16 protein-coding genes are annotated in these 25,163 nt (G+C 31.6%); 4 read left to right on the forward strand and 12 right to left on the reverse strand.

All coding sequences use genetic code 11. The features are described 5' to 3' along the window. Positions 1-1,042 precede the first annotated feature (1,042 nt). Positions 1,043-3,892: an aminomethyl-transferring glycine dehydrogenase gene (gene gcvP, locus ACUXZJ_RS06805; protein WP_243826024.1), complete on the reverse strand. Its 2,850-nt coding sequence runs from the start codon at positions 3,890-3,892 to the stop codon at positions 1,043-1,045. Positions 3,893-4,050: 158 nt separating this feature from the next. Here gcvP and ACUXZJ_RS06810 point away from each other — a divergent pair, with 158 nt between their 5' ends. The 4 genes from ACUXZJ_RS06810 to ACUXZJ_RS06825 all read left to right on the forward strand — a co-directional run bounded on the left by ACUXZJ_RS06810 (position 4,051) and on the right by ACUXZJ_RS06825 (position 13,512). Continuing rightward, complete coding sequence (locus ACUXZJ_RS06810; protein WP_063743716.1) at positions 4,051-9,741, forward strand: alpha-2-macroglobulin family protein; 5,691 nt, start codon at positions 4,051-4,053, stop codon at positions 9,739-9,741. A gap of 107 nt (positions 9,742-9,848) precedes the next feature. Beyond that, on the forward strand, positions 9,849-12,233 hold the full coding sequence (gene pbpC, locus ACUXZJ_RS06815; protein WP_063743717.1) for a penicillin-binding protein 1C: 2,385 nt from the start codon (positions 9,849-9,851) through the stop codon (positions 12,231-12,233). Beyond that, on the forward strand, positions 12,226-13,065 hold the full coding sequence (locus ACUXZJ_RS06820) for a hypothetical protein (RefSeq protein WP_063743718.1): 840 nt from the start codon (positions 12,226-12,228) through the stop codon (positions 13,063-13,065). The genes pbpC and ACUXZJ_RS06820 overlap by 8 nt, the downstream gene beginning before the upstream one ends. Positions 13,066-13,071: 6 nt before the next feature. Continuing rightward, positions 13,072-13,512 (forward strand): hypothetical protein, encoded by a 441-nt coding sequence (locus tag ACUXZJ_RS06825; protein WP_060383217.1) that lies wholly within the window; start codon positions 13,072-13,074, stop codon positions 13,510-13,512. A gap of 752 nt (positions 13,513-14,264) precedes the next feature. On the opposite strand, the gene ACUXZJ_RS06830 is transcribed toward ACUXZJ_RS06825, so the two are convergent. The 11 genes from ACUXZJ_RS06830 to ACUXZJ_RS06880 form a co-directional block, all read right to left on the reverse strand. Next, positions 14,265-15,197, reverse strand: coding sequence for a TIGR01777 family oxidoreductase (locus ACUXZJ_RS06830; protein WP_063743719.1), 933 nt, complete (start codon positions 15,195-15,197; stop codon positions 14,265-14,267). Between the two features lie 247 nt (positions 15,198-15,444). Beyond that, positions 15,445-15,825 carry a hypothetical protein gene (locus ACUXZJ_RS06835; RefSeq protein WP_063743720.1) on the reverse strand — a complete coding sequence of 127 codons (381 nt, stop codon included), beginning with the start codon at positions 15,823-15,825 and terminating at the stop codon, positions 15,445-15,447. A gap of 7 nt (positions 15,826-15,832) precedes the next feature. Then, a complete protein-coding gene (locus ACUXZJ_RS06840) occupies positions 15,833-16,189 on the reverse strand; it encodes a hypothetical protein (RefSeq protein ID WP_081248763.1) in 357 nt (118 codons plus the stop codon). Further along, a complete protein-coding gene (locus tag ACUXZJ_RS06845; protein WP_063743721.1) occupies positions 16,176-16,901 on the reverse strand; it encodes a DUF2071 domain-containing protein in 726 nt (241 codons plus the stop codon). The genes ACUXZJ_RS06840 and ACUXZJ_RS06845 overlap by 14 nt, the downstream gene beginning before the upstream one ends. Before the next feature lie 388 nt (positions 16,902-17,289). Further along, the gene (locus ACUXZJ_RS06850; protein ID WP_060383212.1) at positions 17,290-17,793 is read right to left on the reverse strand and encodes a GbsR/MarR family transcriptional regulator; all 504 of its coding nucleotides are present in this window, start codon (positions 17,791-17,793) and stop codon (positions 17,290-17,292) included. A 74-nt stretch (positions 17,794-17,867) separates the two neighbouring features. Next, on the reverse strand, positions 17,868-18,482 hold the full coding sequence (locus tag ACUXZJ_RS06855) for a SanA/YdcF family protein (RefSeq protein ID WP_235588313.1): 615 nt from the start codon (positions 18,480-18,482) through the stop codon (positions 17,868-17,870). Positions 18,483-18,543: 61 nt separating this feature from the next. After that, positions 18,544-20,571, reverse strand: a complete 2,028-nt coding sequence (locus ACUXZJ_RS06860; protein WP_060383210.1) for a M3 family metallopeptidase — start codon at positions 20,569-20,571, stop codon at positions 18,544-18,546. 230 nt (positions 20,572-20,801) lie between these two features. Then, positions 20,802-21,284: a 5-(carboxyamino)imidazole ribonucleotide mutase gene (gene purE, locus ACUXZJ_RS06865; RefSeq protein ID WP_060383209.1), complete on the reverse strand. Its 483-nt coding sequence runs from the start codon at positions 21,282-21,284 to the stop codon at positions 20,802-20,804. Between the two features lie 27 nt (positions 21,285-21,311). After that, positions 21,312-21,896 (reverse strand): HNH endonuclease domain-containing protein, encoded by a 585-nt coding sequence (locus ACUXZJ_RS06870; RefSeq protein WP_060383208.1) that lies wholly within the window; start codon positions 21,894-21,896, stop codon positions 21,312-21,314. Next, entirely contained in the window at positions 21,896-23,179 is a 1,284-nt protein-coding gene (locus tag ACUXZJ_RS06875) for an AAA family ATPase (protein ID WP_060383207.1), read from the reverse strand. Before ACUXZJ_RS06875 ends, ACUXZJ_RS06870 begins: the two co-directional genes overlap by 1 nt. 71 nt (positions 23,180-23,250) lie before the next feature. Beyond that, complete coding sequence (locus ACUXZJ_RS06880) at positions 23,251-24,408, reverse strand: 5-(carboxyamino)imidazole ribonucleotide synthase (RefSeq protein WP_060383206.1); 1,158 nt, start codon at positions 24,406-24,408, stop codon at positions 23,251-23,253. Positions 24,409-25,163 lie beyond the last annotated feature (755 nt).

The raw sequence follows: 25,163 nt of genomic DNA on the forward strand, positions 1-25,163 counted from the left end.
AATAAAAAGAAAATTAAGAAATAGATAAAAGTAATAATGCTAATTTGTTGTAAAAGTAGGTATAGAATGAGGAGAATATTGTTTTAAAAAGTTGTTTTTTATATCATTGTTGATTTTTGACTTATACCATTTAAACTTTGAAATTTCCTCATAATGCTATTTTTTTAACCTTGAGACTGTCCAAAAAGTTCGCAATCTTGTTATTTCTACCAAAGGGAGAAATTACATAATGTAGATTATGATACTCCTCCTTACGTCAGAGTGATAAACTACATGTTGATTTAGGCACTATCCTACAAAAGCAATAAAAATTAGTATTGGTTCTCAATGCGCTTAGCGATCGAACTAACGATGGTTTTCAATTAGATACTCAATCGTTTGTTCGAGTTGTTTTAAAATGGAAAAAACATATCGAGAATTTTACTTTTTAATCCAGTATATTTTAAGTTTAAATGGTATTATTTCTTGTACCTTTTAAAACGATAGATTCTTTTGTTGTAGTATTTTATTTATAATAGAATAACTCTTCTTTTTTTATTGAATTTTAGAAGATTTAATAGTAAAATAGTCTTGTTAAAAATGATAAAGTTGAACTTTGCATAATCGTAAATTATGTGTTAAACTTTGTGATAAAGATAAAAAAGGTAAGCAGGCAAAAATACACAGTAATTTTTCAACCTGGTTATAGATTTGTTATGATTGAGTAAAAAAGAGAGTGTTTATTAAGTTTAAAGTTGTTTTTATTTGTAATAAATTTCTAATGTGTAATCTGGGTTTAATTATGAGTATTTACGGATGGTGAGGTTATTTAAAGAGTCTTTGTTAGTTTGATAATAAAAAGAGAGGCTGTCCGAAAAGGTTGTAATCTTGCCATTTCGATCAAAGGGAGGTTTCGAACGGACTGAACTGAACGATCAAAAAATCATATAACCTTGATAATTTGGTTTCTCCTATTGTCAAAGTGAGAAACTAGACGTTGAGTTTTGACTTTTCGGACACCCTCTTTAAAATTATAATGCGAAATAATAAAAAGGTTTTTATATTAGCTTTCTATATACGCTTCAATAGGTGCACATGAACAAACTAAATTTCTGTCTCCATAAGCATCATCTACACGACGCACTGTAGGCCAGAATTTGTTTTCGGTAATATACTCTAATGGGAATGCTGCTTTTTCTCTTGAATAAGGTAAATCCCAAGTATCAGCTGTTAACATACTTAAAGTATGCGGTGCATTTTTTAAAGGATTGTTAGGATTGTCAATAGTTGCCTCAGCAATTTCTTTTCTGATGGAAATCATAGCATCACAAAAACGATCTAATTCAGCTAAATCTTCTGATTCAGTAGGTTCTACCATTAAGGTTCCGGCTACTGGGAAAGATACTGTAGGAGCATGGAAGCCATAATCCATCAAGCGTTTGGCTATATCACCTACTTCAATCCCGTTTTGTTTGAATTCACGACAATCTAGAATCATTTCGTGAGCTGCACGTCCCATTTCGCCTGAATATAAAACTGGGTAGTGTTCTTCTAAACGTGCTTTCATATAGTTTGCATTTAGAATAGCGTGTTCTGTAGAAGCTTTTAAACCTTCAGCTCCTAACATAGAAATATAGCCATAAGATATTAAGCATACTAAAGCGGATCCAAAAGGAGCTGCAGAAATAGCAGAAATAGCATCTTTACCACCAGTTGCTATCACAGGATTGGTAGGTAAGAAGTTAACTAGCTTTTCGTTTACACAAATTGGTCCAACACCTGGTCCACCGCCACCATGTGGGATAGCAAATGTTTTGTGTAGGTTTAAGTGACAAACATCAGCGCCAATGGTAGCTGGATTCGTTAAGCCTACTTGTGCATTCATGTTAGCACCGTCCATATAAACTAAACCACCATTTTCGTGAATTAGGTTTGTAATTTCAATAATGGTAGATTCATAAACTCCATGTGTGGAAGGGTAAGTTACCATTAAACAAGATAAATTGTCTTTGTGTTCAATAGCTCTTGCTTTTAAATCGTCAACATCTATATTTCCTTCAGGAGTTGTTTTAGTAACGATGATTTTCATCCCTGCCATAGCTGCTGAAGCTGGATTTGTTCCATGAGCAGAAGAAGGGATAAGACATACATTACGATGTCCTTCATTACGTGAAATATGATAAGCACGAATAGCCATTAAACCTGCGTATTCACCTTGAGCACCTGAGTTTGGTTGTAATGAAGTACCTTTAAAGCCAGTTACTGTATTTAATTGTTCTTCTAGTTTTTTCAACATCGTTAGATAACCTTGCACTTGATCAGCTGGAGCAAAAGGGTGAATGTTATTCCAATTTGGTAATGAAAGAGGAAGCATTTCAGCGGCAGCATTTAATTTCATAGTACAAGAACCTAATGAAATCATAGAATGATTTAATGATAAATCTTTGCGCTCTAGTTTTTTAATATAACGCATCAGTTGACTTTCAGAATGATGATTGTTAAATACATCATGTTGTAAGAAAGTAGAGGTTCTAATTAAGTTAGAAGGAATATGATTTTCTGTTGCTAGTTCTGAAACATGAATTGCTGATTTTCCAGTTGCTTCGGCAAAGATGGAAAGAATGGTATTAATATCTGCAATTGAAGTGGTTTCATTAAAAGAAATAGCAACACAGTTATTATTTGGATAAAAGAAGTTAAATTCATTCTTTTCGGCAATTTCTTTTATTTTAAGACTATCTGCTTTTACTAAAAGTGTATCAAAGAAAGAAGAATTTACTTGATTAATTCCTAAAGATGCTAATGCTTTTGAAGTAGTTACTGCGGAAGCATGTACTTTATTGGCAATATACTGTAATCCTTTTGGACCATGATAAACAGCATACATACCAGCCATAACGGCTAATAATACTTGTGCTGTACAAATATTAGAAGTGGCTTTTTCACGTTTAATATGTTGTTCACGAGTACCTAATGCCATACGTAAGGCACGGTTTCCGTTTGCGTCTATAGAAACGCCAATAATTCGACCTGGCATCGAGCGTTTATATTCTTCTCTAGTGGCAAAGTAGCCAGCATGAGGACCTCCAAATCCCAATGGGATTCCAAAACGTTGCGTCGTTCCTACTACAACTGCTGCTCCTAATTCGCCAGGAGGAGTTAATTTTGCTAAAGATAAAATATCAGCAGCTACCGCTACTTTAATATCATTTTTAGCAGCATTTGTTATAAATTGACTATAGTCATATACTTGACCATATTTTCCTGGGTATTGTAATATAGCTCCAAAAATATCAGTCGAAAAATCAAACGTTTCATGGTTGCCAATTACCAACTCAATGTTTAATGGAGTTGCACGGGTTTCTAAAATAGATAGCGTTTGTGGTAATATTTCTTCTGAAACGAAAAATTTGTTTACATTGTTTTTCTTTTGATCTCGTGTTCTAACATCAAAAAGAAGTGTCATTGCTTCAGCCGCAGCAGTTCCTTCGTCTAATAAAGAGGCATTTGCAATTTCCATACCAGTTAACTCTATGATAGTAGTTTGGAAATTTAATAAGGCCTCTAAACGACCTTGAGCAATTTCAGCTTGATAAGGAGTATAAGCTGTATACCATCCTGGGTTTTCAAAAATATTTCTTTGGATAACAGGAGGAACAATTGCAGGATGATATCCCATTCCAAGATATGATTTAAAAACTTTGTTTTTGCCGCCTAACTGTGTGATATGAGCTAAGTACTCATATTCAGTCATAGGATCGTCTAATGTAATGTTCTCCTTTAAACGAATTCCATCTGGAAACGTTTCGTATAGTAATTGGTCAATGTTTTCTACACCAATTGTTTTAAACATGTGTTGAAGGTCTTCTTCTCTTGGACCAATGTGTCTTAAAGCAAATGAATCTGTTCTCATTCAATCAAAAAATAATGTGTTGTTTTGAGTGCATCAAAATTACTACTATTTAACTGATATTTGTAGCTGTTTAACGAAATTAATTTTTATGTGATATTTCTATGTATTAAAAACTGTACATTTACGTTAATTATTCAAGTAAACAAAATTTTAAAAACATGAAATTATCTAGGCTTTTTGCGTTGTTTTGTGCAATTTTATTCCAATTTTCTTGCTCCAAAAAAACATCTGATTTTGATTCTAATTTTGGATTGTTTAAAGGGTATATCTCGGCTTTTACTTCTGGATTTGTTTCAGTTAAATCGGATATTCGGGTTCAATTAGATTTTAATAATCCCACTTGGAAAGTAAATCAAGAGTTAGATTCTGATTTATTTGATATAACCCCTAGTGTAAGTGGAAAAGTTGTGGCACTTTCTTCTAATACAGTAGCCTTTGTTCCGAAAGATAAATTAGATCAAAACACGTTATATCAAGTGACTTTAAACCTTGGGAAAATAAAATCAGTTCCAAAAGAATTAGAAGAGTTTAAATTTTCTTTAAAAACAATCAAACAAGATTTTGTTGTCAAAACAGATGAATTGCAATCATCAGATAAAGAAACCTACTATTTAGTAGGTACAGTAAAAACTGCTGATGTGGCTGATTTTGACGACGTAGAAGATTTGTTAGAATGCTCACAAGAGGGAGATGATTTAGCTATTACTTTTGATAAAGAGGAAAGTACCAATACTGAATTTAAGTATCGCGTAGAAGGAATTAAACGTTTTGATGAAGCCAGTGAAATAGTACTTGAATGGGATGGTGATGAAATTGATGCAGAAAACGAAGGGAAATCTAAATTAGCAATACCTGCAAAAAATGATTTTAAAGTAATGAGTGTTGAGGTAGGAGATGAAAACAATCAGTCATTACTAATTAATTTTTCAGATCCCTTAAAAAAAGACCAAGATTTTAATGGTTTAGTAAATATTCAAAATACAAATGGAGTCAAATATGCTACTACGGGCAATGTTTTGAAAGTATTTTTTAATAACTATAAACCCGAAAAAGAAGAAGTTATCATAGCAGAACCTGTTCAGGTAACAACAGTTGCAGATGTGGATACCACAGCTACTGCTGTAGACTCAGCAGCAACAGTTGTTGAAGAAGAAGTCCTAGATTCAGTAGAAACCGCTTCTGTATCAGATGAAAGTCAAGAATCTTATGTTGAAGAAGAAACGGAGCAAGAAACGGAAGAAATTCAAACAACGGAACTAAATGGATCTAAATTAGTAGAGATTTTTCAAGGGATTAAAAATATTTATGGTGATGAACTAAAAGAAAATTACTCAAAAACAATTGATTTTGAATCTATAAAACCAGCTGTTAGACTAATTAAAAACGGAACTATTTTACCAAGTTCTAACCATTTACAAATAAATTTTGAAGCGGCTAATTTGAAAAAAGTAAATGTGAAAATATATAAAATATATGAAAATAATATTTTACAATTTTTACAAGATAATGAGTTGAACGGTAATAGAAACCTTAAAAAAGTAAGTCAACCAGTTGCCAAAACAACCCTTGAATTAAAACAAAATGAGCTTTTAGATTATAGCAAATGGAATACTTATGCTCTTGATTTATCAAAAATTATAGAATCAGATCCCGGTTCTATTTATAGAGTAGAGTTTTCATTTAAAAAAAGTGACGCATTATATAAATGTTCAGGCGATAATGAAGAAATCGTAGAGGAAGAGGAAATAGAAGAAGATGATGTAAACTATAGTGGGGAAGATTATGATTACTATTATGAGGAAGACTACGAATGGTTACAAAGTCAAGATCCGTGTACGGATTATTATTATAACAACACAAAGGTATCAACAAATGTTCTAGCTACTGATTTAGGAATTATAGCTAAGAGGGGGAATAATAAAAGTATAACGATTGCAGTAAGTGATATTGTATCAACAGACCCCGTAAGTGGTGCAACAGTAGATTTATACACTTATCAACAACAAAAATTAGCCACTTCAACTACTGATGGTGATGGAATCGCTAAATTTGACTTAAAGAAATTTGCTTATTTTGCTATAGTAAAACAAGGTAAAAACACAACTTATGTTAAATTAGATGATGAACTGTCTTTATCATTGAGTAATTTTGATGTAGCAGGAGAATCTCTACAAAAAGGATTAAAAGGATATATTTATGGAGAAAGAGGTGTTTGGCGTCCTGGTGATTCGATTCATTTATCATTTATTCTAAATGATAATGCTAATAAAATTCCTGTAAATCATCCTATCAAATTTAGATTGAATGATCCAATGGGGAAAACCATTTACCAGTATATTCATAAAACAAATGAAGCAAATCATTATCGTTTTGATTTAGTAACGAATACTTCAGCTCCAACAGGTAATTGGGAAGCAATGATAAGTGTAGGAGGAGCTAATTTTTATAAGAGTATAAAAATTGAAACGATCAAGCCTAATAGACTAAAAATTAAAAACAGTTTTAACAAAGATATACTTTCTGCTTCAAAAAATAACAACAATACCGTTAAAGTTACTTGGATGCACGGAGCTGTTGCTAAAGATCTAAAAACAGAAGTACAAGCAAAGTTTACACAACAAGTTACCTCTTTTAAAGGATATGATAAATTTGTATTTGATGATCCTACAAGATCTTTTTCAACAGAAGAAATAAATGTATACTCAGGAAAAATTAACCAACAAGGTTTAACCCGTTTTTCTATAGATCCAACTTTACATGGACAAGCACCTGGAATGTTGAATGCTGCGTTTATTACCAAAGTGTATGAAAATGGAGGCGATGTAAGCACTGATGTAAGTATGGTAAAATATTCGCCATACCCAACTTATGTAGGAATTAAAACACCAGAGCCTAACAAATACGGATTGTTAGAAACAGGAAAAAATAATCGTTATGAGTTTGTAACACTTAACGAAAATGGACAACCCAAACCTGTTAAAGGATTACAAGTAAGGATTTATAAAATAGATTCTAGATGGTGGTGGGACGAGTCTTCCGATAATTTATCAAATTACAGTACCAGTACCTCAACAACCGCTTACAAAACGTATGTAATTAATACCAATTCATCAGGACGTGGAGAAATAGCATTCTCTGTTCCCGAAAATGATTGGGGACGTTATTTGATCAGAGCTATTGATCCAAATGATGGTCATGCAACAGGAAATACCGTATTTTTAGATTACCCTTATTGGTCTGAACGTTCTAAAAATACAGATGGAAAAGAGGCTGCTATGTTGCGTTTTTCTACGGACAAAAAAGAATACCACGTAGGCGAAATAGCCAAAATATTTTTCCCATCAAGTGAAGGGGGACGTGCTTTGATTTCTGTTGAAAATGGATCAAGAGTAATAAAAACTTTTTGGGAAAAAACATCAGACGGAGAAACGCAAGTAGATTTAGATATTACGCCAGATATGGCTCCTAATGTATATATTAATATTACTATGTTACGTCCGCACGCATCTACCAAAAATGATGCCCCTATTCGTATGTATGGTCTTGTTCCGATTAGTGTAATAGATAAAGAAACCATTCTAAAACCTAAAATAGAAATGCCCGATGTAGTGCGACCTGAAAAAACAGTAGATGTAAAAGTAAGTGAAGAAAACGGTAAGCCAATGACCTATACAATTGCAGTTGTTGATGAAGGACTATTAGATTTAACCCGATTTAAAACCCCGAACGCTTGGGATAGTTTTTATGCTCGTGAGGCATTAGGTGTTCGTACTTGGGATATTTATGATAATGTAATTGGGGCGTATGGAGGACGAGTAAATCAAATTTTTAGTATAGGAGGTGATGCCGAAAGAGGAGGGGCTAATGCTAAAAAAGCAAATCGTTTTAAACCTGTAGTCATGTACTTTGGTCCATTTAAATTAGATGGAGGCACTAAAACGCATACAATTAAATTACCAAAATATATTGGTTCAGTCAAAACAATGGTAGTAGCGGCTAACGCTGAAAAAGGAGCGTATGGTATGGCAGAAAAAAGTACCGCGGTAAAAAGCCCATTAATGGTATTAGCTTCCTTGCCTAGAAAAATTTCACCTTCTGAAAAAGTAACCTTGCCAGTTACGCTCTTTGCTACTGAAAACCATATAAAAAATGTAACAGTTCAAGTAAAAACAAACAATGCAGTTAAGTTAATCAGCCCAGCTATACAAAAAATATATTTTGCAAATCCAGATGAAAAAATGGCTTATTTTGACGTAAGTGTAGGCAATACAACTGGTATAGGAAAACTTCAAGTAATAGCAACCTCAGGGAACGAAAAATCAATATATGAAGTAGAAATAGATGTAATAAATCCTAATCCAGTTACAACTCTTACAACGGATGCTTTATTAGCCGGAAATGCTAAAAAAACAATGACATGGAAAGCCTTTGGTGTTACAGGCAGCAATCATGCAATGGTAGAAATAGCATCAATTCCTACTATTGATTTTGGAAGGCGTTTAGATTATCTTATTCAATATCCTCATGGTTGTGTAGAACAAACCACTTCTTCTGTATTTCCACAATTATATTTAACCGATGTAATAGATGTAGATTCCGATAAAAAGAGTCAAATACAACGTAATGTTACAGCAGGGATCGAACGATTAACTAGTTTTCAATTATCAACAGGAGGAATGGCTTATTGGCAAGGAAATACCACTCCAGATGATTGGGGAACGAGTTATGCGGGTCATTTTATGTTAGAAGCTGAGAAAAAAGGATACCATTTACCATTAAATTTTAAATCTAAATGGATTGGCTATCAACAAAAAATAGCTAAAAATTGGCGAATGGAATTAGATTATAACACGGATTTAAATCAAGCATACCGTTTGTATACTTTAGCTTTAGCAGGAGTTCCAGATTTAGCATCAATGAACCGTTTAAGAGAAACAAAAGGAATTACAAATGAAACAAAACTTCGTTTGGCAGCAACTTACGCTCTAGTAGAACAAAGCAGTGCCGCAAATGCCTTATTGTTAAAATCAAATATTAATGATACTGCAAGTCAATATTATTATAGCTATGGTTCAGAGGACAGAAATAGGGCGATGACTTTAGAAAGTTTAGTATTGTTAGGACAAAAGCAAAAAGCTTTTACAATGGCAGTCAAATTAGCTAAAAATTTATCATCAGATCAATGGATGAGTACACAAACTACAGCTTACTCATTGTATGCAATGGCAAAATTTGCTAAGTATAACGGTGGAAAAGGAATTAGCATTGAGTTGACAAATGGAGGTAAATCAGTATCTATAAATACTTCAAAAGCCATTATACAAAGGACTCTTGTTCGTGGAATGCTAGATATTAAAAACAATAAAAACAATACTTTGTTTGTTAGAATTATTAATAGCGGAATTTTACCAGTAGGAAAAGAACAACCTACTTCTAACAATGTTTCTGCTTCAGTAGTGTTTAAAGATAAAAAAGGAAAAATAGTTACGATTTCTAAAATAGCTCAAGGAACAGAATTAATAGCTGAAATAATATTAAAAAATCAAAAGAATGAAATGGTTCCTAATATAGCATTAACACAAATAGTACCTTCAGGGTTTGAAATTGTGAATACTCGTTATACTGATTTCGGTAATGCAACAGAAAATACGGCAGATTATATTGATATGCGAGACGATAGAGCCAATTATTATTTTAGTCTAAAATCAGGAGAAACCAGAGTATTTAAAATGCTTATTAATGCGTCTTATTTAGGAAACTATTATCTGCCAGGAGCACAGTGTGAAGCCATGTACGACCACAGTTTTATGGCTCGTACCAAAGGACAATGGGTTCAAATTGTTAAGTAAAAATTGAATTTAGCACAGTAACACAAAGTCTCACAGAGTTACACAAAGCTTCGTGAAACTTTGTGTAACTCTGTGAAACAAAAAAATCCGAAAATATTTAATCATAAATGGATTTAAAAAATAAATTTCATAATCTAAATTTCTTTAAACGAATAAAAAACTGGATTATTTCCAATAAAAAGAAATCGGTTATTGGTTTTATAATCTTAATTATTTATTATTTCTCATTACCACGTACACTTTTTGCAGAACCTTATTCAACGGTCATAGAAAGCAGTACTGGAGAATTATTAGGAGCAAAAATTGCAAGCGATGGTCAATGGCGTTTTCCAGAGCAAGACTCTATTCCTGATAAATTCAAACAATGTGTGGTCTATTTTGAGGACGAACACTTTTATCATCATTTTGGATTTAATCCTGTAGCTATGGTTAAAGCAGTAAAACAAAATAAAACTGCGGGAAAAGTGGTTCGAGGAGGAAGTACAGTAACACAACAGGTCATTCGCTTGGCTAGAAAAAATAAAAAACGAACCTACTTCGAAAAAATTATTGAAATTATTCTAGCCACTCGATTAGAATTTAGATACTCAAAACAAAGAATCTTAGAATTATATGCTGCACATGCCCCTTTTGGAGGAAATGTAGTAGGATTAGAAATGGCTGCTTGGCGTTATTTTGGAGTGCAACCACACCAATTATCATGGGCTGAAAGTGCTACTTTAGCAGTGCTGCCTAATGCTCCACGACTTATATATCCAGGTAAAAATCAGCAATTATTACTAAGAAAACGAAATCGGTTACTTAAAAAATTATTAGATAATAAAGTAATTGATCAAATGACCTATGATTTAGCACTAACAGAATCTTTGCCTCAAAAGCCTTACGATTTACCTCAAATAGCACCGCATTTATTACAAAAAGTAGCGAAAGAAAATTCACAACAAAAAATTGTAACAACAATTGATGTTTCCCTGCAAAATAGAGTAAACCAAATAGTACGACAATATTATAGTCAGTATAGCCAAAATGAGGTTCATAATATGGCTGTTATTATATTAGATGTAAGAAATAGAAACATACTCAGCTATGTAGGAAATACCCCTACAGATGCTAATCATGATAAAGATGTTGATATCATTACAGCTCCTCGAAGCACAGGAAGCATTTTAAAACCTTTGCTTTTTGCTTCTATGTTAGATGATGGCGAGTTGTTGTCTAATACTTTAGTACCTGATATTCCTATTCAAATATCAGGGTATATACCTCAAAATTATAATTTAACTTTTGACGGAGCTGTGCCTGCGCAACGAGCACTTTCAAGATCATTAAACATTCCAGCCGTATTAATGTTACAAGAACACGGAGTTCATAAATTTTACGAAACATTAAAACAATACAAGTTAAAAAATATTAATAAACATCCTGATCATTATGGATTATCGTTAATATTAGGAGGTGCTGAAAGTAATTTGTGGGATTTGAGTAGAACCTATGCTAATTTAACTTCAACCTTAAATTATTATAATGAATTTAAACAATATCGCAAATATGAATTTAGCGAACTCAATTATAAAAAAGATTTTCAACCAAATTTTGGAACGGAACAAGACCAAAAAGAAGTAGTAGGAGCAGGAGCAATATACCTTACTTATGAAGCTATGAAAGAAGTCAATAGACCAGCAGAAGATGAGGCTTGGCGTTTTTATGATTCCTCTATCCAATTAGCTTGGAAAACAGGTACTAGTTTTGGAAATAGAGATGCTTGGGCTATAGGCACAAATAGTGATTATGTGGTAGGTGTATGGGTAGGAAATGCGTCAGGAGAAGGACGACCACAATTAACAGGTATTGATAGTGCAGCACCTGTTCTATTTGACGTATTTAATTTATTGCCTAGAAAAAAATGGTTTAAACCACCTATTTCTGATTTAGTTGAAAAAGAATGTTGTGCTCAAAGTGGTTATTTAGCCAAGACAGGATGTCCTAAAGTAAAGCAAATGATTCCCAAAAACGGAACAAAAACAATAATATGCCCTTTTCATAAAACCATTCATTTAGACATTACAAAACAGTTTCAAGTAAATAACACTTGTGAAGATGTCGATAAAATAGTAACCCAATCGTGGTTTATACTGCCCCCCGTTATGGAATGGTATTATAAAGGATTACATATAGATTATAAACCATTACCCCCATACCGTCAAGATTGTCAGGGAGCCTCTCAAGGCACTATGGGATTTATTTATCCTAAAGCTAATAGTAAAATTTATCTAACAAAAAATTTTCAAGGAAAAATACAACCTGTAATTTTTAAAATAGCCCACTCTAATCGAGAATCAAAGCTATATTGGTATATTGATAAAGAATTTGAAGGTACCACACAAACTTTTCACGAAATGCCAATTATAACATCTACAGGAAGACATCTTATAACGGTAGTAGATGAAAAAGGAATGGAACTTAAGCAATATGTAACCATTGAAAATGAGTAGATTTTTAAAAAACATTTTTGATTTTTATATAAACAGTAGCATTCATGTTGCTTTAGCTGTTTTTGCCTTTGTGCAAATTAGCTGTATTGAATTTCATATTTCAAATACTAATAATGTTAGAGAGTTTGCATTCTATGGTACGATTGTAGGTTACAATTTTATTAAATACTATGAATTAACCAGAGTTAGAAAACAGGTTTGGCATAAGCAATTAAAATGGATCGTTTCGTTAAGTTTTGTTTCGGTATTATGCTGTGGTTATTATTTCTTTCAGCTCAACAGCATAACTCAAATTACAGCAATAGGAGTACTTTTACTTACGGGATTTTATACCTTGCCCATAGTACCTAAAAAAACTAATTTTAGAAACTGGAGCGGAGTAAAAATATATTTAGTGGCTTTGAGTTGGGCTATTGTAACCGTTTGGTTACCCATTTTTAATACTGAATTAGTTATAAAATATGATGTTGTTTTTTATTTCATTCAAAGATTTTTTGTTGTGTTTGTTTTGATGCTTATTTTTGAAATCGTTGATTTGTCAAAAGACAAATTAAGTTTACAAACTATTCCGCAGCAAATAGGAGTGAGACAAACAAAATGGTTAGGGTATGTTTTGTCGGTTATTTGTGTATTATTGGAAGTTTTTAAATTCAACAGCAATGGCAATTTCAATAATCAATTAGTAGCATTGCAATTGATATTGCCATTTTTTATTGCTATTGCATTATTTTTTGCTACCCCTAATCGTTCTAAATACTATACGTCTTTTTGGGTGGAGGCAATACCTATTGTTTGTTGGGTTTTATGTCTGATTCAACTTAAAAATTATTAAAGGAAAATGAAAAAAATATACATTTTACTGCTTTTTATGATTACTTTAAGTTGCAAGCAAAAAAATGATTCCAAACAAGAAGTTTGTAAATGTAACTCTAATTTATTTTCTAGATATTCTTTGTTTATAACCAATGTAGTTGTAATTGATACTTTAGATAATTATGAATTAACTTATAATTGTGCATCGGTTAATTTTAACATTAAATCAATTTTTAATTCAAAAGAAAATAATGAATCATTTAATACTGATTGTATTTCAGAAGAGGTAAATAAACTAAGATTGACTAAAGATTTTAGTTACAGTACTGAAGAAATGAAATATATGGAAATAACAGTTGAAGGAGCAAGATTAGATTTTTTTGAAGAGGTGAAAAATAATAAAAAAGCAATGTTTATGGTTAGATTGAATGAAAAGAAAGAGATAGATTTAATTGAAAAGATTTAAGTTTTAATTTTCAAGAATGTTTGATTAATTGCTTTCCTGTTTGTGATTTTAAAAAACTCGTTCATTTAACAACCTTTTCTCAACCAAGAGATTGGAAAATTTCTTTTTGATTCTGTAAACACTTGATTGTTAGGTGCTGTTAATTGTTTGGAATCAATTCACAAACAAAATACTCTTGTGTATCATTTATAGTTACTTTATACCAAAAAATACCTCTCTTATTCCCAAATAAAATTTCTCTCTCTTTAAATGGAGTAAATTATACCATTTAAACTTAAAATATACTGGATTAAAAAGTGAAATTCTCGATCTGTTTTTTTTATTTTAAAACAACTCTAACAAACGGTTGAGTATATAATTGAAATCATCATTAGTTCGAGCGCGAAGCGCATCGAGAATCAACACTAATTTTTATTGTTTTTGTAGGATAGTGTCTAAATCAACATACAGTTTGTTACTCCTACGTAAGGAGGAGTCTCATAATCAATAGTATGTGATTTCTCCCTTTGGTCGAAATACAAGATTGCGAACTTTTTGGACAGTCTCAAGGTTAAAAAAATAGTATTATGAGGAAATTTCAAAGTTTAAATGGTATTAGACTTAGAAATAAAAACAAATACTTTAGTTATTTGTTACACAGTGTAGTGTCACACAAAGTTTTTTTAGCGAATGTTTCGACTACTTTGAGTTCCTTGTGGTGAAGTTCAATTATTGCTTTATACGAATTTTTCTTTGTGAAACTTCGTGCCTACTTAGTGGGACTTTGTGTAATTATTTTTATTCAATAATTCTTTAAACGCCATTTCCAAATTCTCATATTCAAAACTAAATCCTTCTTGGATTAATCGTTTCGGAATTACATTTCTACTTTTTAAAACCAATTCGGTCTCAGTACCAATGATTTTTGCGCCAAATGCTAACATTCGTTTGCCAAGTGGGGTTCCAAAAGGTACTTTCATTTCTTTACGAAGTGTTTTCATGAAGGTTTTGTTTTGGATTGGTTCGGGAGATGCTAGGTTTACTTTTCCTGTAATTTCTTTCTCAATGATGAAAACTATCGCTCGAGTAAAATCTTTTTCGTGTATCCAACTTATAAATTGGTTGCCATTTCCTTGTTTACCTCCAAAACCCATTTGCACAAGATTTTTAATAGGAGGAAAGGCACCCCCTTTTTTGCCTAAAACAATAGAGGTTCTCAAAGCTGTTTTCTTTGTTTGTGGGGTTTCGGTTTTAAAAAAGGCTTTTTCCCAACTTTGAGCGACATTCATCGAAAAATCATTGCCTATCTCTCCAGTGTTTTCGTCCATTTGCTTGTCTTCAGAATGACGATATATGGTCGCAGTTGAAGAATTCAGCCAGTGTTTAGGCGGATTTTGACATTGTAAAACGGCTTCGTTTAGGATTCTTGTAGTTCTAATTCTAGAAAGTAAAATTTCTTTTTTATTTTTCTCATTATATCTGCAATCAACAGATTTGCCTGCCATATTAATCAATACATCAGCATTCTCTAATGCAGTTTCCCATCCGCCTAAACTTTTAGCATTCCAATGTACATAACGTATGTTATTTTCTTGTCTTGATTTTCCTCTAGTTAAGACGATGATTTCAGTGCATTTTTGTTGGAAATAATCTATAATGACATTTCCTAAAAATCCTGTGCCAGCGGCAATGACTAATTTTTTCATAATTATATTGTTTTGCCTGTCAAACAAAATAGCTGACAGGCGCTTTTTTATCAGGGCATTTGCTTTTAAAAATATTTAAAAAATTTTAGAGGAATAACCACAGATGCACAGATTTTATAATCATTTTTCTAGTAAATTAATTTTTAAATTGTCCGCTTTGCGGAAATAAATATCAAAAAATTTATATTCTATAGGTTATTTTAATCTGTGCATCTGTGGTTATTTTTATATGTGAATGTCGTGTTTTTTATGCTGTTGTTGGATTATTCAAACTCGTTTCTTTAGATTTTCTTTTTCCTCTAAAAAATAGATACAAATTGAAGAACATCATCACACCCAAATAAATTGAAAATCCTCCTATTTGATAACTCAATTCTTCGATTAGTTCTTGGTAGGTGTTTTCATAAAGATTGATTTCTAGAATCATTAATGCGTAACCTAAGTTGAGGAGGTAGAATCCTGTTTCAAATAGCTTGTTGGTCGCAGTGGCAATTTCTTCTCTACCTCTAAAAATATCGTGCATAAAGGTTTTACCATTTTTGAATAATGTTTTTGATACATAAAAAGTTAAGACAATTACAATAGGTAAATAGATTGCATAACCGATTAAAATTTTTGAAGTTTCCATAATGATTTTATTTAATTAATTTTTGAACGTAATTTGTTAGTATATAAAGATTTGAGTAATGTAAGAAGGATAGTATAAAGGCAATAGTTGCAATTTTTAGGGCAAGGGTTTCGATGAGTTGTTGGATGGTGATAATCTCATTCCACCAAATAAGCGTCATAGCACTGTACCCTATGTTTACAAGATAGTAACCAACTAAAAGTGTTTTATTTATTTGAACACATAAATCGGCGTGGTTTGGAATTAATTCGTTGACATACACATTCCCGTTTTTGTAACATATTTTGCCTACGACAGCTATGATAAAAATGATTATGATTAAAAAAAAGGTATAACCAATCAGATTATAATTAAAAGGGATCATAAATATTCATTTTTCTTTTGTTTTTTACGGTAATTACAGAACCTTTGGCTAGATAGACAGAACTTGGTTTCATTGTATTTAAAAAGCGAAACTCCTTTCCGTAATTTTTTTCAAAATCTACTCCAATGATGTAGTTCTTGATGGTATATTGTTCCCATTTAGGATGCTGTACTTCGTATTCGTAAGTAGTGTTTATAGCATATTTGGTGTAACCATAATAATGCTCCATAATAAATTCAGCTTCGCTGTTTGGATCTAATGGAGATAAGAAATCATAAGCATTTACTTCGATTTTGTTAGTGCTGCTTTTTTGATTCCAGTTATAGCATACATGTAAAATCTCAGCTTCTAATTTTATAATATGATTCATTGTTTGGGTTTCATAATGCTCTTTATATAAAGTGTTTGCTACCAAAGTAATGGCGCTTTTAGGAACAATTTCTTTAATGAAAACCACACCACGTCTCCACTCGCCGTTTTCAAAACGTTTTACATAAAATCGAAGATTTACTTCTTCGAAATGGGTGTGATTGGGGATTTTTACGCCTAAAACTTTAGTATCTTCAAACATAAATCCAATCAGACTCACATAACAGTTACCATTAAAATAATCCAATTCGGTGCCAGCTGGAAGGTATTTTTGTAAGACATCTGGTTGGACAATATAATTTGCCATTACCAAGTTTTTCCATTGTGCGGTTAAGAAGTTCATAGTGTTAATAATTATTTATAAATTTTAAACTTTCAGAAAAAAATGAAAGTTTTAATTAAATTTTTTTTGAAAATGAATGATATAAGTCAAATAGAATATCAGTAAAATAGGTAGCGTGAAAAACCAATTAAAAGTTCTATCCCAAAACGCAAAGAAAATAATGACAAGAGCAAAATAACTATATATTAATTTGTTTTTTGGAAATGCAATCAAGTATAAAGTTGCTGCTAATACTTATAAAAATCCTGTTATTGCTAAACCATATCCGCCTAGGACTAGGAAAAGTAAAGCGATGATGTTTATTATTTTGCTTGCTGTAAATATTGTTTTCACAATATTTGTATTTATTAAACTTTCAGAAAAAAATGAAAGTTTTGATTAAAATTTTTTATTTCATAAATTTAACTAACAATTGAGCCAACCAATTGTCTTTGTATTCTGTGATTTTGTCCAAAACATTATCAGCTTTGAGTACAAAATCATATAGTTTTGTGGTTTGTTCTACAAAATGTTTTTCTTCAGCAGAGGTGTTAGCGTCAATAGAAGACACTTCTTTTAGTACTTTTAAAGCTGGTTTTATTTCTCGCTTACTTCTTTCTCTAGAAATTTTAACGGCTAGTTCGTCTAAGTCCTTTTCGGCAGTAAAAAACTCACGTCTTTCACCTGCTTTGTATTCTTTGTATACAATGCCCCAATCCATTAAAGCACGTAAATTCATACTAGCATTTCCACGAGAAATTTGTAGCTCTTCCATAATGTCTTCCATAGAAACAGCTTCGTTAGATACCATCAACAAGGCGTGAATTTGTGCCATTGTTTTGTTGATACCCCACTGAGAACCTAACGCCCCCCAGGTTTGTACAAACTTATTTTTTGCTTCTTTGAATTCCATACCCCAAAGGTATAAAAATGTTTTTAAACTTTCAAAAAAAAATGAAAGTTTATTTTAAGAGGCAATTTTAAAAGTTACCTCTTATCTTCTTTGCTATAATTTGAAACGCCATCTATAGGTATTTGAGTTCCTGAAAATTTAGGTTTTCTATTTCGTAACACGTCTATAAATGCTTTGAATCTTGAAAAATATTCTCTAAAGCAAACATATTTGTATCCTTTGTACAGACCTTTATTGGCAGAGTAACCTATGGAATTAATTCCAATTTGGTTACCAATATAAATAGCTCTGTTTAGATGGTATTCCTGAGATATTAGCACAGCATTTCTAATTGAAAATATTTTTTTCGCTCTATACAAAGTCGAATAACTATCAAAACCCGCATAATCAATGTAAATTTTAGTGGTATCCACCCCGTGCTGATAGCAATAATTTTTCATCACAGTTAGTTCATCATATTCTTCTCGACCGTTATCTCCAGAGAGTAGAATTTTTTGTATTTTGTTTGCATTGTAAAGTTGTATGCCTGCATCTAATCTGTCTTTTAAATATTTACTTGGATTATTACCATTTATTCCAGCACCGAAAATAATCCCCACTTTAGTGGTGGGGATGTCTCTTTTAGATTTGTAAATATTTTTTTCTGTAATTGAATTGATATAGAGGTTTACTGTTACTACAGCTACCATAAATAGCGTAAAACTGTAGAGCGCTATTTTTTTATATTTTTTGAAGATCATGAGTGTTAAATTATAAAAGTCCCGCTCTCTTCAACAAAGCTTCGGGTTTAGGTTCTTGTCCTCTAAATTTTTTGTATAACGTCATAGGATGATCTGTACCTCCTTGTGATAAAACATAGTTTTTAAATTTATCCGCTACTTCTTTGTTGAAAATACCATTTTCTTGGAAATAAGCAAAAGCATCAGCGTCTAGGACTTCTGCCCATTTATAACTGTAATATCCTGATGAATAGCCACCTTGAAAAATATGAGAGAAAGAAACACTCATACAGTTTTCTGCTACATCAGGATAAAGCATTGTATTTGCCATAGATTGTTTTTCAAATTCTTTTACCGACTTGATTTCAGATGGATTTTGCCCGTGGAAATCCATATCTAGAAGACCGAAACTCAATTGTCGTAATGTTGCCATTCCTTCCAAAAAGCTTGCACTTTCTTTAATTTTATTTACATATTCCTGTGGGATCACTTCTCCAGTTTCATAATGTTTAGCAAAGAGAGCCAAGGCTTCTGGTTCATAACACCAATTTTCCATTACCTGACTTGGTAGCTCTACAAAGTCCCAATAAACAGAGGTTCCTGACAGACTTGGGTAAGTTGTGTTTGCTAACATGCCATGTAAAGCATGTCCAAATTCGTGAAATAGGGTCGTAACTTCTTGAAAAGTGAGCAATGAAGGCTTGGTAGGGGTAGGTTTAGTGAAATTGCACACAATGGAAACATGAGGGCGTTCATTTACTCCGTTTTGAATATATTGGTGTTTAAAAGAGGTCATCCATGCCCCATTTCGTTTTCCTTCTCTAGGGAAATAATCAGAATAGAAAACAGCGACTAAGTCCCCTTTTTCATCCGTAACTTCAAAAGTATGAACTTCATCATGGTATTTGTCAATATCGAAGACTTCGGTAAAAGTTAAGCCAAATAATCGATTCGCAATTTCAAAAGCACCAGCTTGTACTTTTTCCAATTCAAAATAAGGTTTTAGTTTTTCATCATCCAGATTAAATAATTCTTGTTTTAATTTTTCTGAATAATAGGCACCATCCCATTTTTCTAATTGATCAATGCCGTCCATTTTTTTTGCAAAGGCCATCAATTGTGCAAACTCTCTTTCTGCGGCAGGTTTTGCTTTGGTTAATAAGTCATTCAAGAACGATTTTACTTTTTCAGGATTTTGCGCCATGCGTTCTTCAAGGACAAAATCAGCATGCGTTTTATAACCTAATAAATTAGCTCGCTCATGTCTTAGATTTGCGATTTTAATTGCAATAGCTTCATTATTGTTTTCATTTTTCTGAAAGCATTTTTTTCCATAAGCTATGGTTAATTCTTTTCGTAATTCTCTATTCTCAGCATAAGTAACAAAAGGTAAGTAGCTTGGTATATTTAGAGTAAAAAGCCAACCTTCTTTGTTTTTACTTTTAGCTAATGCCTGAGCTGTTTCGATAGTATCTTCTGGTAGTCCTTTTAAGTTTTCTGGATTAGTGATGTGGAGTTCATAATTGTTGGTTTCAGCCAAAGCGTTTTCTCCAAAAATTAGTTTTAATTTAGCTAATTCAGTATCTATTTCTCGTAAACGTGTTTTTTTATCTTCAGCTAGTAAAGCACCATTTCTTGTGAAAGATTTATATTTTTTATCCAGTAAAGTATTTTGTTCTACAGATAAATTTAAGTTGTCTTTTTGATCGTAAACTTTTTTAATACGTTCGAAAAGTTCAGCATTTAATGTGATGTCATTGCTTAATTCTGTTAATAAAGGGGAAACTTCTTGTGCTATTTTTTGCATTTCTTCAGAAGTTTCGGCAGAATTCAAATTAAAAAAGATGCTGGTAATTCTGTCGAGTGTTTGTCCAGAGAATTCTAAAGCTTCTATTGTGTTTTTAAAAGTAGGCGTTTCCTGGTTTTTAATAATCGTGTCAATTTCTTTTTTAGTTAGCGCAATACCTTCAATAATGGCAGGTTTGTAATCTTTCAATTCAATTGAATTAAAAGGAGCTGTATTGTGTTTTGTTTCAAATTTATTAATGAGAATTTTCATAAAATTATGTGTTTTGTCTAATTTTTGTGTTATATAGTAAAAGGTTATATGTTTGGTGTCTTGATTTTAGAGATAAGTGTTGAAAATCTAATGATGTTTAAAATTTGAATATTGATTTAACACAATCGGTATTCATGTTACTTTAAATTTCTAAATACTACTGGATCTTTTTCTTTTTGCTAAAATAGAAAATATCCTAAATAAAAAATCCCGATTTACTCGGGATTCTATTATTTTTTTAAATTTTCTGAGGCATTCAAAACCGCTTGTTTTAAACCTTTTTTATAATCAATTATTCTTTTTAAAATGTCTTGATTTTGTGCACCAATAATTTGTGCTGCTAAAATACCTGCATTTTTAGCTCCATTTAAGGCTACTGTGGCAACAGGAACCCCGCCAGGCATTTGTAAGATAGATAAAACAGAATCCCATCCATCAATTGAATTGCTTGATTTTACGGGTACACCTATCACAGGTAGTGGACTCATCGAAGCGACCATGCCTGGTAAATGTGCCGCTCCACCGGCACCAGCAATAATTACATTGATTCCTCTTTTGTGTGCATTGCTACTAAAATCAACCAACTTTTCAGGGGTGCGGTGAGCCGAAACGATGTCAACTTCTGTCTCGATTCCAAATTCTGCTAATATGTTTATGGCATCCTGCATCACTGGCATGTCAGAAATGCTTCCCATTACGATGGCTACTTTCATAGTGTGTTGTCTAAATTATGTATTATTTTATGGTTGTGGAATCATTTTCCAAATGTCTATGTTGAATTCAATCTCTAAACTTCGTATAAATTGAAGGTGGTTTATGTTTTTTTGAATTATTTTTTGGAAATAAACTGTTGGATTTTCATAATGTTGTATTAATTCAAAACATAATTCAATATATTTTTTTCTTTCAATAGATAAGTCGTAATCGTCTAGTTTTAAAAGTTTTACTAAATTTACAGCTTCTCTGTCTTCTCTGTCAGTTGCTTCAAAAAGTTTTAAATCTTGATTGTAAGAAATTCTCTTTTCAAAATTTTCTTCAAGCGGATATAAAATAGGTTGATATTTATCCCACTTGTTTGATTTTTCTCTATTCCATTGAGCTTTACAAAGAAAAAGATTTTGGTACTTATTTCTATCTGTAAAACTTTTAGACGGATTAAAATGGTCAATATCTTTTTGATCAGTTCTGCCTAAATAAGTTTCAGTATAAGCACAAAATCCTTTTTGTTCATTGAATAGAATTTGGCAAAGTTTCGAATTATCCCCATCTATTATATAACTCAAATCTTTGGCTAAAGAATCTGTAAATTTAACTTGCTTTCTCATTAAAATTTATATGCTTTAGCAAGAATTAGAATTTCGTCTAATAATTTATCTTTTTCCTCTTCATTCTCTACCGTAGCAATTTCCCTCTTTAATTCTCTAAATCTCTCAAAAGCTCTTCTGCCTTTTTCGTTCATTAAAAATTCTAATTCAAAATCATTTTTTAAAATATCATTCGGGTCATCACCTATAGGAGACGTTCCTTGTCTTACAGCCACTTTTCCTTCTTCATCGAAATATAAAATAAATCGTTCACAAGGTTCAAAAGAGGCTGCAATAAATGGAGAGTGGGTTGCTATTATAAACTGAGCATTTTGTGCTAGCCTTTGATAATGATCCATCAGTTCCATTTGCATATCAGGATATAAAGAACGTTCTGGTTCGTCTATTAAGACGATTGATTCATTGGTTTCGAGTTTGTAAAGAGGTAAGGAGTTGAGTAAAAGTTGTTTGGTTCCCGTACTGATGTTTTTTATATCAACATTCTCTCCTGTGTTTTTATTTTTTAAAGGGATAATGTTTTTTGCATTTGTTAAATCAACTTCTAATTGAATTTTCTCTAAGATGATATTGAATTTTTCTGAAAAATCTATTAGAGGATTTATATTTTCTGATTTCCAAGCATCTATTTTGTTTTGAGAGGAATTGTCTAGTACATTTCCGCTATTAATTAATTCTGTTGCAAATTGTAAAAAGTTTTGTAAATAATTTATACTTGAATTTAGTAATCTGATCCAAATTTCTTCTTCAATATTGTCATTGAAAATTATGTTTTGATTTTCATTTACAGCAAATTGATCAATAAAAGAAAAAGTTCTAGATTTTTCTATTAACAAAATAGGTTCTTTTTCGAAAAATTCTAAATTTTTAGTTGATAGTAGTTCAGCTGTAAAATAAAATAGACTTTTTGCTTCTTTTATAAGTGTGCTAGTAAAAGTTGATTTATTCGAACTTCTTTGTATAATGTTTCCATTTAGGTAGTAATTGCCTTCTTTAAAACTAAAGTTATTTTCGTTTATCTGTAATCCAATAGTACTATCATATTTATTGAAATTTATCCAGATTTTGCTATCTTCATCTAATTCAGTACTCAGTAGATTGCTAATATCTTTGTGTATTAGTTCTAATAACTTCGTTTTTCCTGTTCCACTTTGCCCAATAAAACATATTTTGTTTAAAGGTTTTCCACGCATTGTTTCATCGTGAAAATCCATAGGATAGGTAAAGTCAAAATCTAAATTTTCTAAATGTCTGTATTGGTCTATATGTAACTTTGAAAGTTTCATTTATTTTTAATTACAAATTTATAACTTTTTATGAATTTTTAAATTCCCCCTTTGGGGGTTAGGAGGCTTTTCTATTGACTAATCACTCTAATATTATTTTTTACTTCTTCAGCAATTCTTCTTGCTTCACTCATGTTTTCATTTACTATCGTTACATGTCCCATTTTACGGAAAGGTCTTGTTTCGCGTTTTCCATAAATATGAGGAGTCACACCTTCTATTGCCATTATTTGTCCGATATTTTTATAGACTACTTGTCCAGAATAGCCTTCTTCTCCGACTAAATTTACCATAATACCAGCTACTTTACTATTTGTATTGCCTAGAGGTAAATCTAAAATAGCCCGCAGGTGCTGTTCAAATTGTGAGGTATAACTTGCTTCAATACTATAATGACCTGAATTGTGTGGGCGAGGCGCAACTTCATTTACAAGAATATCATCATCTTCTGTTTGAAACATCTCTACCGCAAGCAAGCCCACGTGGTTCATCGCTTCAGAAACCTTTAAAGCCACCTCGCGTGCTTTTTGTGCTACAGTATCGTCAATCCTAGCAGGACAAATGGTGTATTCTACCTGATTGGCTTCTGGGTGAAATTCCATTTCAACTACGGGATATGTTTTTATTTCTCCTTTAGGATTGCGAGCAACTATTACCGCTAACTCATTTTTAAAAGAAACTAAGTCTTCCGCTAAACATTCTACTTCAGGTAAATCAAGTAAATCCATGCTAGAACGAACAATTTTTACGCCATTCCCATCATAACCACCTTGAGCTGATTTCCAGACAAAAGGAAATTCTAATTCATTTTTTTTAATAGCTTCTTTTAGATCAGTAATGTCAAAAAAACGTTGGTGTACTGAAGTAGGAATATTGTTTTTTGAATAGAAATCCTTTTGTTGTCCTTTGTTTTGAATTAATCGTAAGGTTTTGGGCGATGGATAAATAGCTAAGCCTTCTTCTTCTAGTTTTTCTAAAGCTTCTAGGTTTACATGTTCTATTTCAAGAGTTAATAAGTTAACTTTTTTTCCAAATTGATAAACGGTGTCAAAATCTAGTAAATTACCTTGGTAAAATTCATCGCATCCTGTTCTTGCTGGAGCTTCTTCGTTAGGATCTAGAACAAATGTTTGGATGTCAAATTTTTGTGTTTCCCATAGAAGCATTTTTCCTAATTGACCACCTCCTAATATTCCCAATTTAAAATCGGAAGAAAAATAATAATTCATTGTAGTTGTTGTGTTGTGTGTAGAGCAAATATACTATTTTTTCAAAAAAACGAATGAAGATGAGGTATTAATAAAAAAAAATACCCCGTTTGGGAAGGGTATTTTAATGAAAGACGACTTTGGGTTAAAAGTACGCTTTGAAATAAGTAGGGTGTTTATTTATAGTTTTTTAGTTTGTTTTGCTTGATTCAAAATTAGAGAAAATTCTGTTAAAAAATATACGGTTTTTCCGTATATTTTGTTAAAGTCTGTTTTTTTTATTTTTTATTGGTTAACTATTTGTTGTTGAGCTTGTTGTGTTTTGTTTATTGTCTTGTGTTTTAGTTGTTTTATCTCTATGTTGTAGTCTTTGTCTTATATGATGCGAATTTTAGAGTAAAAAGTTAAACTTTGAAAGTTAAATTTTGATAGGTTAGAGGGGGATTTTTTTTATTTCATAAACTAACTAGAGTTTTAACGCTGTTTTGTGAGCAATATTTTATTTTATAGCGAACTACATAATGATAAAGAGAATGAAATAAATAATGAGAAATATTATTTATTTGATCATCAGAGTTTTTAAATTGGTTTTATAATTTAAGGAAACGAAAATCTGATGAAATAATTATTTTTTACTGAATTTGAATGAAAAAATAATTTTCTACAAGATTATTTTTTTAAAATAGAGTTCCAAAAAGTAAATAAAAACTTAAGAACTTAAAACTAATATCTAAAATCTTTATGTTATCTTTGCTGTTTATTTTTTTAAACAACAC

It is taken from the genome of Flavobacterium sp. TN-1 (assembly GCF_052828645.1).